Below are 13,103 nucleotides of genomic sequence, written 5' to 3' on the forward strand. Positions count from 1 at the left end.
TTGCGGCGCTGCGCGTGGCCGCGGAGGCGTCTGTGCGGCGCTGTGGCGCGCTCTGTGCGCGTCTGGCGGTGTGGGGCCGGGCTCGGTGCCGGGCGCCGTGGTGGGCGCCCTGCGGGCCGCTGTGGGCTACTTCCCGAGAGCTCGGTCGAGGTTGTGCTGGAGGCGCTTGGCCGTCTCCTCTTGGAGTCTGGTCATTATCTTCTCATTGGTGCGCTCGCTGGTTATCATGGAGGGCACCGAGATGGTGGTGAACTTCTTAATGTCGGTGCGCGTCCGGCTCATTCGCTGGAATGGAATGGCGCTGACGCCGCCGGCCTTGGTGTTGCCCGTCCCCATGAGGATATTGTGCGATCGCTCGGAGTACGGGCCACCCGGGGTGCGGGTGTTCAGGTAGCGGCCGATGACCTTCTTCTGTCCCTTGACCACCTGCATCCGCAGCGTGTAGCTCTTGCCCGGTGGTGCGGTCTTGGGTGTCATGCCGAAGTGCACAGGGGTGAGCATCCGACCGGAGTAGGTGATGGTCAGCTCCTCGATGGTCTCTCCCGAGATGTTGACGCTTCCCGCCATCTTCTTCGGCTTGCTGCTGTTCTTGCCGGACGGGGTGATCTCGCCCTTCTTGATGTTGTAGACCGATGTGACTTCCTGAGCGATCCAGCTCGGCGCTCTGGCCTTGACGTCGCGGACGGTGGCCTTCACGGCCTTGCGGCCCTGCTCGTCGATCTGCGCGACGGTGTCCATGAGCTTTTGGAAGTTTTCGACCTGCATGGTGATGGTTGCCTTTGCCGTTGTTGTCACCTCCTGAATATGCAAAAAGAGACCGGCGGGCGTTGGTTCGCCCGTCGGCCTCTTGCCGTCGGTTGTTATTCGGTTTTCCTCTGGTCAGCCGCTCGGAATTGTCACGGCGTTGCCCGTGTGTCCGGCGGTCTTTTGTAGGATATAGAATAGCACGGGTCGCTACTGCTTTTCAATTCCTTTTACTTCCCTTTTGTTCCTTTTACTGCGTTTTACTGCCGCGGCTCAGGCAGGGGCTCCAGCTCGTCCAGCACGGCGGCGAGGTTGAGCAGGGCGCGGCCGTGGATCTTGTATGTCCTGTTCTGGTAGGCGTCCACTCTGTCGATGTAGTCCCGCCGATCACCGAACAGGACGCCGCAGGTGCTCTCCCAGTCGGCCCGGTCGAAGTAGCGCAGCCGGATGACGGCGCGCTCGTCGGGGTCGGAGAGCTGGAGGATCAGGCCCTCGATGGCGTTGCGCTCCTGCTTCTCCTCAGCCTTGAGCCGGTCGATCTGTTCCTCGAGCTCTATTTTCCGTTCCACCATCATGCCGGTGCGGTCGGATGGTGTGCCGGATCCGCGGGGCATACCTGTCAGATCAGGGCCGGGTGGGGAGGCCATCGTCATCTCCATGCGGTCGAGGCGCTCGAGCTGGTTGTCGATGTCCCTCAGCATGGCGGTGTAGGCCGCGAGCCTGTCCTTGATCCGTTGTGTGATCGGCTTCTCGCTCATTATGTCAGGGCGTCACTCCTGCTCACCTCCTTCCTCGTCAGGCTCGAAGATCGCGGCGATCTCCTCGCGCGGTAGCTCTCGGCCTTGACGGACGCAGCGCACGGTTGTCTTTCCTGTTATTCTGATGTACCTCTTGACGATCACGTCCGTGAAGGCCGGCGTCAGCTCCATGATGTAGGAGGGCTGCCCGTATGCCTCGCAGGCGGCCAGCGTCGTGCCGGAGCCGCCGAAGGGATCATAGACGCCCGTGGCGAAGTCCGTGTTGTCGACCAGCTTCTCCAGCAGCTCGACGGGCTTCTGTGTGGGGTGCAGCTCGTTCCCGGAGCGGGAGATGCTCAGGACATTGCCGTAGCCCTTGTGGCCGTCGAAGTGGGTGGCAGCCTTGGCGCCGAACAGAATGAGCTCATGCTGCGAGCGCCAGCCGACGCCCATGCCCGGCGTGCCCTTGTCCCATACGATCTCGGACTTGACGCCGAAGCCGGCCGCCTCGACGAGGTCGAACAGATATACCCACATACGCCAGTCGGTGAAGATGTAGGCGTAGAGGCAGGGGATGTCGGTGAGCGCGCCGCGGATCAGGTTTTGGTAGCCGCGCGTGCTGAGGATGTCGTTGGCGATCTTCGGTGCCTTGCCGTTCTTTCTCTCGGTGCCGATGCTGCCGGTCGACTTCTGCGACTCCTTGCTGCCGCCCGAGCAGTAGGGCGGGTCGGTCAGCAGGATCTCGGGCTTGTTGCCGTCGAGCAGCAGGGCGCGATCCTCCGGCCGGGTGCAGTCTCCGCAGAGGACGCGGTGCCGGCCGAGGATCCAGAGGTCGCCGTACTGTGTGACCGGCGCGGCCGGGGTCGGGATCTCGGCGTCGGGGTCGCTGCTCGGTTCCTTGGTGTGCAGCGCCTCAGAGAGGGCCGTCACGATGTTGCCGTAGTCGTCCTCGGTGTAGCCGCTGAGCATGAACGGGATCTCGCCGGTGTCGATGTCGGCGAAAACCTCGGCGAGCATCTTGTTGTCAGTGGTGGCGAGCTCCGCGATGCGGTTGTCTGCCGTCAGATCGGCCAGCTCCTCGGCCTCGCTTGCGTAGTCCTGATAGTCGACCGGGGCGTCGGTCAGGTCGTCGAGCTGCGCGGCCATGAGACGGCCGTGGCCCTTTGTGACGAGCCCGCTGCGCTTGCTGACAGTGATCGGGGCGCGCCAGCCCGTCGCTCTGATAATAGAGGCGAGGAGCTTGATCTGCTCCGGCGGGTGCTGGTTGTGGTTTTTGGGATTAGGCCGCAGATCCTTCAGCGGGACGATGGCGTCGTGCGCACAGAACACGGGGACGCTGCCGGCGTATGCCTTCGGCGTGGCCGTGGTGCTGTACTCCTCGATCTCGGGGCCGGTCTGCGGCTGTGGTTTATTCATGGCCGTCACCTCCTGCTGAGAATTGATTTTCAATCCACTTGTGGAGGCTGGAGTCCCGCCAGTTGTTTCGGCCGTCAAGACGGTTTTTCAGCCGTTCCAGCTTCGCCTCCTCGATCTCCTCGGTAGATCGGTGGAAGATGATGCGGAGCTGGTCGAGCATGATCTGGACATCGGCCATCTCCTCAATCACGTTGCCGATCGCTGCGGTCACTTCGCAGCCAGCCTGTGCCCGTTTGATTTTGCAGAGGGCTTTGGTCAGCTCGGCCATCTCCTCGACGGCCATGTCCATTTGTGCCGGCGCGCCGTAGGCCGTGATCGCACGATCCAGCAGGGCCCGGCGTTCCTCCGTGGTCATCACGGGCGGCCTCCCTTCGTCAGCTCTCTGACCAGTATGGCCACGAGCACGATCACGATGATGGCGAGGGTGATGGCGGTCGGGATCCAGATCGGGGCCAGTACCCACAGCCAGCTCCAGTTGATGACGCCGGTGAGCTTCAGGACGATGAAGGCGACGGCGAGAAGGCCGCAGAAGCCGATCCCGCCGGCCGTCGTGTTGTTTCTTTCGTTGTTCATGTATTACCTCCAGTATTATTTTCCGAGTCCCTTCAGTGCGCAGGCTGTGCAGGCGGTTCGGACGTCGGGCTCCAGTGCGAGGATCCGGCGGGCTGTGTCTGTCTGCCAGCACTCAGCGCCGCATACGGGGCAGGTGGTGAGCTGCCAGTCGTCCGTCGGAGGCTCCGGGACGTTATCGCGCAGTGGCATGGTGAGGATCCCGCCGTCTCCGGGCTGGTGGGGCGAGAGGATGGGCTCAGGCTCGTCGGGGATCATAGTGCCGAGGAGCTCGTTGTACTTCTTGAATATGGCCTCCGACGCTGCGCTCCAGCTCTCGCCGTGCTCTGTGTCCTCCGGGGTGGCGACGTGGGCCAGCTCGTGCGCCAGCAGCTCAGGGGCGGCGCTGATGGGCGCCTCGGCCGAGATGCAGACGATCGGCGTGCTGCCGTCGTCGGGAAAGATGGTCAGGCCGTAGGCGGTGCCGTTGGTCTCGTCCCGCAGGTCGGGGACGTACTGCGCGACGTACTCGACGCCGGGGTAGAGCTCAGAGAAGGCCCGGGCCACGATGGCCGTCGGGTCGTTGATGAAGGGCGAGGCCATCGGGCCGATCTTCTCGTACTGCTTCAGGGCCGTGTAGGTCTCGCGCAGCATGGCCCGCACTTCGTCCTTCTTGATGCCGTTGATGGTGGGCCCGTTCAGGATCAGGTCGAGCATCCTGTCGCTCCAGTCCTGCATCAGGTGGGTCTCCGGCATACCGCAGCCGAAGGGCACGACGTCGACCTTCTCACGGGTGAGGGTTTCGTATTCTTTCACGGTGCTGCTCCTTTCAGAAAAGCCGAGCGGGCCGGAGCCCGCCCGGCGCTCCATTTACTGCATGACGACGACCTTGCCGGCGTCGATCAGATCGCCCATGTTCTTCAGGAAGTAGTCGGCGATGTTCTTCTTGGCCTCGAGCTTCCAGATGCCGCCGTCAGCCTCGAAGAAGCCGATCCCCTCGTCGGGATCCACGCGCAGCAGGAACTCGCTCTCGGGCTGCTCCACCTCGAGGAAGGTGCGGAACGGCCGCAGCATGACGCGGGGCTTGATCTCGACGACCGCGTTGAGGGCGACGCCCTGACGTGCCTCGACGGTCTGCGTGACGCCGTTGTCGTTGGTGCTGACGCTGTTCTCGTTGGTCATGCGACTCAGCAGGTCGAGCAGGTAGGCCGTGCCCTCGTTGGGGATGCAGAGGCTCCGCAGCTCGATCAGAGCTACCTCGCGTCCCCTGAAGCCGGTGCGCAGGCCCGGGGCGTCAGCCTTGGCGCGGTAGAGCGTGTTGCGGGAGAAGTCGCTCAGGTAGGTGGTCATCACCTCGACGGTGTCGTTGCTCTTGACCTGCACCATGATGGTCGTGCCGACCTTCTCGAGCTCGGTGCGGATCAGCTTGCAGATGCTATCGAGGCCGCTGACGCTGATGCAGTCAGGGCGGTCGACGTGGGGCGGGATGCGGGTGAGGGATGCGTCGGCGTAGGTCTGGCCGCCGATCTCGAAGATCTTGGTCTCCTTCAGGCTGACGATTTTGTCGATCATTTTTGCGAGCATTGTGTTGTCCTCCTTGTTCTGTGTTGTGGGTTGTTATGCGTGCTGGACGAGCTTCAGGAGCTTCGGGGCCTCCTGCTGCGTGCCGTCCATGTTCATTTGGCCGGGCACCTGCGGCACCATCTCGGCGACGACGAGCTCGCCGTTGCCGTCAGAGGTGACATAGAGGGCCGTGGCGACGGGGTTGGTGGCTGCGAGCGTAGACTTGGCCGTCACGGAGACGCCGATGGTGCGGCGCTCGTCGTCCGGGGTCAGCTCGATGGTGAGGGTGATCTTGCGCTTGGCTGTGGCCTTCGTGTTGGGGTCGAGGATGTTCTGGATCACCTTGTCCATCTCATAGTCGACGCGCTCCTCGAAGGCGCCGCGGGCCATCGACATGATGCTGTCGCGCTGGTTCTGTTCGTTCATGGGGTTTCTCCTTTCTTTTCAGGTGGCCGATCCGAGCGTCATCTGCTCGGCCTCGGTCGGGTTGTCTGCGTAGGCTGCGGCCGTCTGTCCCGTGGGGCCTGAAGGCTCCGCTCTGGCCCACACGGCCTCGGTGGCGTCCGAGCGGGTGGCCTTACGGCGGCCGACCGTCGTGAGGATCCCGATCTCCTTCAGCTCTGTGAGCCGCGGGGCGACGTAGTTGCGGTTGAAGTACGGGATCCGGCCGGCTGCGACGAGCTCCTCGGTGATCTCGCTGGCCGTGAGCTCACGGTTGCCGAGGGTCTCGAGGATCAGGCGGCAGCAGGCGGCCCGCTTGGGGAGTACGGCGTCATAGCTGCGGCGCCGGGTCTCTTTGGTCGTCTGGTTCATGTGTTTCCTCCTTTCCGGCCAGCTCGACGCTGTCGGCTGGCGCGTCCTTGGCTTCAGGCGTCGGCGCTTCGTTGCCCCACACGTCCCATCCCGGGGCAGCCTCTCGGGCGAAAAGCTCGATACGGGGCAGGTCTCCCATCAGCTCGACGATCCTGTCGCGGATTTCGGCCGGCTTTCTGCTGTGCTGCTGGAGCGGGGAGAGGACGATGCTGCGGACGCTGCCGCTGATGCGCTTCGGCTTGCCCTTGGTCGCCAGCAGGCAGATCTCTGAGTTGCTGCGCGTCCAGTTTCCGAGCCCCATGAAGATGCCGGTGCCGTTTCTGTTCTGCTTTACCCAGTTGAAGGCGACGGTCTTGTAGCTGAAGCCCCACGCCTCGATCACGTCGAGAGCCTCGCGGAGCATGGGGAAGGTCGCCCACATGAAAAGCACGCAATCCTCGTTAGCAATACCCCCCCCCCCGCAGCTCCGACGCCCATGCGTTTGATGTCCTCGATGGTCATGGTGTCGTAGTGCTTGGAGGCTGCCGCTCTGGTGCCGCGGTTCTGATAGCTCCACGGAGGATCGGCGTAGATGATGCTGTACTTCTTGTCAGGGAGTGGGATCATGGGCATCCTCCTTTCCGAGCACTTCCGACTCGATGCCGTGCAGGAACTTGATGAAGCCAGCCGTCGCCGGTACTTCGTAGCGGGATAGCTCTGCGTGCGTCATGTACTTGCGGCCGTAGATCTCGGCCATGTCGCGCCAGACGGGCCACGGCACGCGGTAGAAGTCCGTCAGGCTCACGGAGACGAGCACGAAGGCGATGGCGCCGAGCTTGTGATGGGCCTCGAGGTCGTCCTGCTGCTCTTGAGTGAGCCGGCGCTGCTCGATGCGCTCGTCGTCGGTGTGCTTGGCCTCGAAGTAGATGCTCCGGCCGCCCTTCAGGGTGCCGCCATAGTCCGGCTGGGCCTGCTTGGTATAGCAGGCGAGGAACTGGCCCTTGCGGTTCTTGGCGCCGAGGGGCTTCATGGGCTCCGGCGTCTTTTCGATCTTGGCGAGGCCGCGGCTGAGGTAGTAGTCGCACGAGGCCGAGATGATATTCTCGAAGTAGCCGCCGGCGACTCTGGCCTGCTTGCCGCGGATCTGCGCCATCATGTGTTTTTCGGCTGCGTAGGGCGTCGGGTCGTTGTAGCCCTCCGCGTTCTTTCTCGGGTCGTACTTCGTCACGGCGTTCAGCCTCCGATCTCGATGTGGACGCCCGGATCGGAGATCAGGCGGTCGGCGAGCTCGAGGATGACGCTGCCATCCAGCTCGATGCTGATGGGGCCGTGGTCGAGGTGCTGGTTGCAGACGGCCATCGCCCTGAAGGCGGGCAGGTGCAACGTGACGCTGCCGATGTCTGGCTTGCCCTCCTCGCTGTTTTCCAGCTCCTCGTCCGGCTTCAGCTCGCTGATGGCCTCGAAGCCGTTGCGGACGGGGATGCCGTGCGCCTTGGCGAGCTCGATCTCCGCGGCCATGCCGGCCGAAGGGTGGTCAATGCCGAAGGCCCACAGCTCGGAGCATCTGAGCACCAGCTCGCTGCCGATCTTCAGGGCCAGCTCACGCTCCTCGGGGACGCTGTCGTCCATGAACTGCGTGAGATAGATGTGCGGGGTGACGGGGATGACGCCCTTCTCCACAGCCGCGCGACTGTATTCCTTGGCGCGCTGGATGTTGTTCTCGTAGTCCCCGCGGCACGGGGAGCAGATGTAAACCTTTTTCATGTTGTTCCTCCTATCGTGAGCGCCAGCTCTGGCCGGTGAGGGTGATGCCCCTGCACATTTCCATGAGCCGGTCGATGGTGGCCCGGGCCGTCATGCTGTCGTGGCTTTCTCGCGGCGTCATGCGGTCGATCAGGGCCTCGGTGTCGTAGTTGGTGGTCACTATGGTCGGCAGGTATGCCTCATAGCGGCCGTTGATGATGTTGTAGATCGTGGAGATCGCCCACTCGGTCGGCGGTTCCTTGCCGATGTCGTCGATCACGAGGAGCGGGACGGTCTTGTAGATCTTCAGGACGTCGCTCTCGCTGCCGCCGGTCGCGGAGTAGGTGCGCTTGATGCGCTCCAGCAGGTCGATCATCGTCATGCAGATGACCGGCTTGCCCTGCGCGATCAGGTGGTTGGCGATGGCAGCGGCGAGGTGGGTCTTGCCGGTGCCCGGCGGGCCAGCGATAAACAGGCCGTTGCGGCCGGGTTCCTGACGGCCGGGCTGCGGCAGCATGGCGTCGAAGCCTTCGGCGTAGCGCCGGGCGGCTGCCGCTGCGCGCTTGTTGTCGTCGGTGAGCTGGAAGGTGGAGAAGGTGCGCCGCAGGAAACGGTCGCCCATGCCGGACTCGCCGACGATGCGCTTGATGCGTTCCCGCATTTTCTTCTCCTCCTCAGCCTTGGCGGCTGCGGCCTCAGCAGCTTCGCGCTCTGCCTTCTCCTTCTCGTGGGCAGCCACGGCCTCGGGACAGGTGCATCGCTCGGCTCCGTAGGGAGGCCATAGGATGCGGTCGCCGAGCGGGATGCCCTTGTGGTAGCGCAGGGCGCCGCAGAACTCGCAGGGAACGGGCTCAGGGACTCCGGGGCGGCCAGCGAGGCGCTCGTCGTTGCTCCAGATCCAGTTGCCGGGGTCACTCGTCGTCGGCCGGTTTGAAGCCCTTGCCCCAGTCTCGGCCGGAGCTGTCGGGCTGCTCAGGATCTCGCTGATTTTCTGCACCTTCGTTCACCTCCTCGTTATCCCAGTAGCCGCCGTTGAGCCATGTGCTCGGGTTCGGTATGTAGCGCCCATTCTCCCGGCGCCACTGGTCGCTCCGCTTCTGAGCGTCGACCGCCTGCATGATCCTCTCGTGGAGCTCAGCGGTGGGCTTGATCTTGTTCCACGCCTTTAGAGCGTACTGCTTGCCGGTCTTTTTCGGGTAGGCTTTCCAGAACTCGAGAAATCTGACCTCGACGAGCGACTTCGTGCCGCCGTCATTCCCCTCGTCAGAGGGGGAAGGGGGTGTATTACCTTCTCTTGTCTTATCTTCTCTACTCTGGTCTACTCTGCCTCCGGCTTTCTTGCGGCTGTTTGCCGGTCGTCCGGCGGTCGGCGTCGGGTCGTCCGGCGATGCGTCGGCAGCCGCCGCAGCAGCGGCCCGGCGGCTGCGGGAACGCTCTTTCTCGGCTTGCCGCTGGTCGATCAGCTTGCCGGCGTACTCGTACCAGTCGTGGATCTCGAGCGTCCCGTCCTCTTTTTCGTCGATCCAGCCCGCCCGGATCAGCGTTTTCGCCAGCTTTTCGGGGTCTCCGTCCCACTGAGCAGCCCGCGAGATCATGCGCGGCGTGATGTCGACGAGGCTGCCGGTCGGGGCGTTGTCGAGGGCCCACAGCCAGAACGAGACGAGCAGCCCCATCATGTGCGGCGGCTCGACTTCGAGCTGGTCAGCAGCGTCGAACAGTTTGCGGTGATCCTTGAGTGTCTGATGCACTTGCAGCCATGCCACGGTCGTCACCTCCTTTCTGTGGTCGTTGGTTTGTGGCTTGTTTTTGGTCGTCTGCCGGTCGCCCGGCGGTCAGGTTAAAAGGGAAGGTCGCCATTGTCCTCGATCTCCGCGAAGTCGCCAGAGCCCTCGGAGTAGCCCGGATCGGCGAAGTCGCTGCCGGAGCTCTGGCCGCCGTCCTTCTTGCTGTCGCAGAAGTGGACGGAGTCGACCGTGATCTCGACGGCCTTGCGGCGGTTGCCGTCCTTGTCCTCGTAGCTGCGGCTGGTGAGCTCGCCCTCGACGAGGACGAGGCGGCCCTTGCTCAGGTACTTGCAGACGAACTTGGCCTGCGCGCGCCATGCGACGCACTCGATGAAGTTGGTGATCTTCTTGCCGTCCTTGGTCTTGCGGCCGGTGTCGCTGGCGAGGGTGAAGCTGGTGATCGCCGTGCCCTGCTGCGTGTACCTGAGCTCAGGGTCGGCGGTTAGACGGCCTTGGAGGCCGGTGTGGTTATACATTAGGCGTTTCCTCCTTGCTGGTTATGCTGTGCGGCCGCGTTGTCGAGGGACGTGCAGATCTCGTCGTACTCTTGGCGGGTCAGGGTGGCCGGATCCTGCTTTTTGTACTTCTCCACGATCCGGGCGTTGGTGCGCTCCTTGGTCATTCCTGCGGCCTCTGCCTTCTTGTAGAGGCGTGCGAGCTGCGCGTCGCTCAGACGGCCGGAGCCCTGCCCCTGACGCCCCTGCGTGGCCTGCTGGCGGCCTCCAGCGCCGGATCCTTTGCCCTGCGCGCCGAAGTCACTGTTGTCGGGGTCGTCCTCACCTTGGTCGACGGTGAACTTCTCGAAAAGGTAGTATTTCAGGGCGTAGGTGTGGGCCGCACCCTTGGCCTTGGCCGGGTCATCGTTCCAGCCGACGGCGTGGACGGTGGCCTCGATGGTCTCGTCGTCGTTGTCGAGGTTCAGCCAACGGATCGTCAGGTCGGCCTCGTAGAGGAACATGAGCTTGTCGCCGTTGCGGGTCTTGGTCTGCATGGTGATCCAGTAGACCGGGTCGCCGTTCTCTGCGTGGCGGGTGGCCTGCTCGCTGATGACGTCGAAGTCGACGCCGAGCTCGTTCATTATGGGGGTGATTTTCTCCCACACGTCGTAGATCTTGGCGTACTTGTAGCTGACGCCGTCGCTGTGCTGCTTCTTGACGATCTCCGGGCAGGCTTTCCGCATTTCGACGAGCTTCTGCCGGAGTGTCAGGCAGGCGGCTTCAGGAGGGGCCGCAGCAGCGGCCGCCTCGGTTTTCTTGGTTTCTGCCATGTCGGTGCCTCCTTACACGTCGACCGTGAAGATGCCCGGGGTCTCGTAGACGGTGACGCCCTCCACGATCTCGCCGGTCTCGGTCAGGGTTGCGATGTCGCCGGTGTAGCTGAGCAGCTTCTTCAGGTCTGCCCAGCGGGTCGACTCCTCGACCTTCACGAGCTCGCCGTAGCCGTTAGCCTTGAGCCACGGCACCAGTTTGGCCTCGTCGAGCTTGGTCTTGGTGGTGCCCTTCTTGAAGGTCAGGGTGCCGGAGAGGAGGCGGTACTTCTCCGTCGTCTTGGTCTCCTTGTGGGGGACGGTGGCGAAGAAGTCGGCCAGACAGCTCGTGAGGTACGAGGTGCCGTTCTCCATGCGCTTGCGGGCGGCGGCGACTTTCTCGTTGATGGCCGCGATCTGCTCGTCGGCCAGAGCCTTCAGGCGGTCGTACTCGCTGCGCTCGTCGGCAATCTTGCGGATGGCCCAGTCAGCACAGCGGTCGTCAGTGATACGGAATGGGGCGCGCTCGCCCTCTGCGACGGTGCCGAGGTCGACCTGCTCCAGCTCGTCCAGCGTGGCAGCAGGCAGCAGCTCGGGCTCCTGCGTGGTGATTGCCTCGACGTCTGCCTGCTCAGCAGCGAGGGCCGTGGTGGTCTTATCGCTCATTGTTGTGCTCCTTTCTCTCGGTGACGTTGAAGGTGAGCATCACGCCGCAGGTGACAGGGGTGACGCTCTCGAGCTCGAGGTCGCGGCCGCTGCGGAGGTGCAGGGTCTCGCCCGGCTTCATTTCGGTGAGGTGTTTCATCTGGTACTCCTTTCTGCAAAGAAACGGTGCCCGCCTTCCTCGATGACGAAGATCTGGCTCTCGTGGAAGTCGCTGGTCACGAGGGCGGGGTTGTAGAAGTAGAGGATCGGCTCGTCCACGACGGTCTCACCTCGGTCGAACACGGCCGCGACAGCGTCCTTGACGCGCTGCGTGGGATCCGGCCGGCTCTTGGTGTAGCTGTAAAGGACGACGGCCTCAGAGGGCTCGACGCCGCGCTTCTCGGCTGCGTTGAGGATGCACTGAGCGACGAGCATCTGGCCCTCGAAGGACTCCCCGCCGGCCTCGGCCATGACCACGCGCTCGACGACGTCGCGCTCGGCGTCGGTCAGATTGTAGCGCACGGCGGGCTCGGTCGGCTCCACGGTCTCAGCGGCCGGGGCAGGGTTGCCCGGGATGTATGCGCCGACAGTGTTGGTCGGCGGCAGGATGTCGGTCTCCTGCTTGCTGCCGGCCGGGGTGGTGAAGATCGCCACAGAGATGCCGCCCAGCAGAAGGACGGCAGCGGCCAGCGTGGCAGCTCTCAGGGCTTTCCTCTTGGCACGGCGGCGCCGGCGTGTTATACTTGCGGTGCGGGATCCGTATGCTGGCAGGCTGCTGGATCTTCTCGCATGGGTCGCCCGGTCGCAACGGGCGGCCCTTTCTTTTGTGGTTTCCATTGGTTTCTCCTTTCACTGAGCCCGTGCGACGGTCAGATCACAGAGGGCGTGAGTGAGGTCGCTGAACTCGGTCTCTCGGACGGTGTCAGCGGTCAGCAGCACGAGGTAGTCGTTGTCGTAGTAGTCGATCTCGGGGTGCCGCTGCCGGTTTACTTCGTTTTTGTGGCGGGCGTAGGGCTCAGCACGGTTCCAGACGTCGTCAGGGATCCAGCGGTCGAGGCGATCCTCGACGCGCTCGCGCAGCTCCTCGCTCGTGATCGTGATCTCCGGGCTCATGCTGTCACCTCCGCGCCACGCGGGCCGGGAGCGTCTGCTCCGGGCGAGTCAGGCCCTTGCTGAAGCTCTGCGGCTCATATCTGACGCCCACGATCCGGCGGCCGCTGACGCCGTACTTGGGGTTGTAGCCGAACAGGTTGACGTAGCTGCCGAGATCCTCACGCTCGTCGTCCATCGCCTTCAGCACCTCGAACAGGGCCAGCACGTCGTCGATGGCGCGGTGGCTGTTCTGTACCTTGTCGGTGAGGTCGTAGGCGATGATCGCGTTGGCGAGCTTGTGCGGGTAGGCCCTGCGGTCTTTGTAGACCGTCAGGCTGTCCAGCCAGTCGATCCGGCCGACTTTCTGGCCGCGGAGCAGGCCACGGAGAAAACAGGCGTCAAACTGCGCATTGTGGGCGATCATCAGGGTCGGGCCGTTCTGCATGAGCTTGGTGATCTGGCTGGCCGCCTTGGCCGGCTGCACGCCCTCGGTCTGGAGCCGCTCGTCGGTGATGCCGGTCAGGCTGACGATGTTCTCCGGGAGGGTCTCGCCCTCCGGCAGCTTGATGAAGGTGTCCATCTTGCCGGCGATCCGCAGGCCGCCTGTGGCCGTGCGCTCCACGCGCAGGGCGGCGAGCTCGATGATCTGGTCGTTGTCGAAGTCGAGGCCGCTGGTCTCGGTATCAAACACGACGAGGGCCTTGTAGCGGTCGAACAGGGTGGAGAGGTTACTCATGCCGGGCCTCCTTCTCGCGGGTAGCTCTCAGGGTGCCGAGCATAAACGAGAGGGCC

21 protein-coding genes are annotated in these 13,103 nt (G+C 63.9%); all 21 read right to left on the reverse strand.

All coding sequences use genetic code 11. The features are described 5' to 3' along the window. Positions 1-126: 126 nt before the first annotated feature. Positions 127-765, reverse strand: a complete 639-nt coding sequence (locus ACT84W_RS05540; RefSeq protein WP_444328492.1) for a hypothetical protein — start codon at positions 763-765, stop codon at positions 127-129. A 239-nt stretch (positions 766-1,004) separates the two neighbouring features. Next, positions 1,005-1,502, reverse strand: coding sequence for a hypothetical protein (locus ACT84W_RS05545; RefSeq protein ID WP_444328493.1), 498 nt, complete (start codon positions 1,500-1,502; stop codon positions 1,005-1,007). A gap of 12 nt (positions 1,503-1,514) precedes the next feature. Continuing rightward, entirely contained in the window at positions 1,515-2,897 is a 1,383-nt protein-coding gene (locus ACT84W_RS05550; protein WP_444328494.1) for a site-specific DNA-methyltransferase, read from the reverse strand. Further along, positions 2,890-3,255, reverse strand: coding sequence for a hypothetical protein (locus ACT84W_RS05555; RefSeq protein WP_444328495.1), 366 nt, complete (start codon positions 3,253-3,255; stop codon positions 2,890-2,892). Before ACT84W_RS05555 ends, ACT84W_RS05550 begins: the two co-directional genes overlap by 8 nt. Beyond that, complete coding sequence (locus ACT84W_RS05560) at positions 3,252-3,470, reverse strand: hypothetical protein (RefSeq protein WP_008981440.1); 219 nt, start codon at positions 3,468-3,470, stop codon at positions 3,252-3,254. Before ACT84W_RS05560 ends, ACT84W_RS05555 begins: the two co-directional genes overlap by 4 nt. 15 nt (positions 3,471-3,485) lie before the next feature. After that, positions 3,486-4,262, reverse strand: coding sequence for a hypothetical protein (locus ACT84W_RS05565; protein WP_147358656.1), 777 nt, complete (start codon positions 4,260-4,262; stop codon positions 3,486-3,488). A 54-nt stretch (positions 4,263-4,316) separates the two neighbouring features. Then, positions 4,317-5,030, reverse strand: a complete 714-nt coding sequence (locus tag ACT84W_RS05570; protein WP_444328496.1) for a hypothetical protein — start codon at positions 5,028-5,030, stop codon at positions 4,317-4,319. A gap of 33 nt (positions 5,031-5,063) precedes the next feature. Continuing rightward, a complete protein-coding gene (locus ACT84W_RS05575; protein ID WP_195385495.1) occupies positions 5,064-5,435 on the reverse strand; it encodes a hypothetical protein in 372 nt (123 codons plus the stop codon). An 18-nt stretch (positions 5,436-5,453) separates the two neighbouring features. Beyond that, positions 5,454-5,822 (reverse strand): hypothetical protein, encoded by a 369-nt coding sequence (locus ACT84W_RS05580; RefSeq protein WP_444328497.1) that lies wholly within the window; start codon positions 5,820-5,822, stop codon positions 5,454-5,456. Further along, entirely contained in the window at positions 5,782-6,378 is a 597-nt protein-coding gene (locus ACT84W_RS05585) for an MT-A70 family methyltransferase (protein ID WP_444328498.1), read from the reverse strand. Before ACT84W_RS05585 ends, ACT84W_RS05580 begins: the two co-directional genes overlap by 41 nt. A 33-nt stretch (positions 6,379-6,411) precedes the next feature. After that, on the reverse strand, positions 6,412-7,029 hold the full coding sequence (locus ACT84W_RS05590; protein ID WP_444328499.1) for a Holliday junction resolvase RecU: 618 nt from the start codon (positions 7,027-7,029) through the stop codon (positions 6,412-6,414). 5 nt (positions 7,030-7,034) lie between these two features. Then, positions 7,035-7,565 carry a DUF7768 domain-containing protein gene (locus ACT84W_RS05595; RefSeq protein ID WP_444328500.1) on the reverse strand — a complete coding sequence of 177 codons (531 nt, stop codon included), beginning with the start codon at positions 7,563-7,565 and terminating at the stop codon, positions 7,035-7,037. Between the two features lie 10 nt (positions 7,566-7,575). Further along, positions 7,576-8,541, reverse strand: a complete 966-nt coding sequence (locus ACT84W_RS05600; protein ID WP_444328501.1) for an ATP-binding protein — start codon at positions 8,539-8,541, stop codon at positions 7,576-7,578. Further along, positions 8,456-9,307, reverse strand: a complete 852-nt coding sequence (locus tag ACT84W_RS05605; protein ID WP_444328502.1) for a hypothetical protein — start codon at positions 9,305-9,307, stop codon at positions 8,456-8,458. The genes ACT84W_RS05600 and ACT84W_RS05605 overlap by 86 nt, the downstream gene beginning before the upstream one ends. A 74-nt stretch (positions 9,308-9,381) precedes the next feature. Next, positions 9,382-9,804: a single-stranded DNA-binding protein gene (locus tag ACT84W_RS05610; protein ID WP_444328503.1), complete on the reverse strand. Its 423-nt coding sequence runs from the start codon at positions 9,802-9,804 to the stop codon at positions 9,382-9,384. After that, positions 9,804-10,595 (reverse strand): ERF family protein, encoded by a 792-nt coding sequence (locus ACT84W_RS05615; protein ID WP_008981453.1) that lies wholly within the window; start codon positions 10,593-10,595, stop codon positions 9,804-9,806. Before ACT84W_RS05615 ends, ACT84W_RS05610 begins: the two co-directional genes overlap by 1 nt. Positions 10,596-10,607: 12 nt before the next feature. Continuing rightward, on the reverse strand, positions 10,608-11,240 hold the full coding sequence (locus ACT84W_RS05620) for a host-nuclease inhibitor Gam family protein (RefSeq protein ID WP_330043923.1): 633 nt from the start codon (positions 11,238-11,240) through the stop codon (positions 10,608-10,610). After that, positions 11,230-11,379: a hypothetical protein gene (locus ACT84W_RS05625; RefSeq protein WP_008981455.1), complete on the reverse strand. Its 150-nt coding sequence runs from the start codon at positions 11,377-11,379 to the stop codon at positions 11,230-11,232. Before ACT84W_RS05625 ends, ACT84W_RS05620 begins: the two co-directional genes overlap by 11 nt. Continuing rightward, a complete protein-coding gene (locus ACT84W_RS05630; protein WP_444328504.1) occupies positions 11,376-11,873 on the reverse strand; it encodes a hypothetical protein in 498 nt (165 codons plus the stop codon). Before ACT84W_RS05630 ends, ACT84W_RS05625 begins: the two co-directional genes overlap by 4 nt. A gap of 195 nt (positions 11,874-12,068) precedes the next feature. Continuing rightward, positions 12,069-12,332: a chitinase gene (locus ACT84W_RS05635; RefSeq protein WP_118761564.1), complete on the reverse strand. Its 264-nt coding sequence runs from the start codon at positions 12,330-12,332 to the stop codon at positions 12,069-12,071. Positions 12,333-12,336: 4 nt separating this feature from the next. After that, positions 12,337-13,047 carry a 3'-5' exonuclease gene (locus ACT84W_RS05640; RefSeq protein WP_444328505.1) on the reverse strand — a complete coding sequence of 237 codons (711 nt, stop codon included), beginning with the start codon at positions 13,045-13,047 and terminating at the stop codon, positions 12,337-12,339. Positions 13,048-13,103: the final 56 nt, after the last annotated feature.

This window comes from Paratractidigestivibacter sp. (assembly GCF_052362415.1).
Classification (GTDB): Bacteria; Actinomycetota; Coriobacteriia; order Coriobacteriales; family Atopobiaceae; genus Paratractidigestivibacter.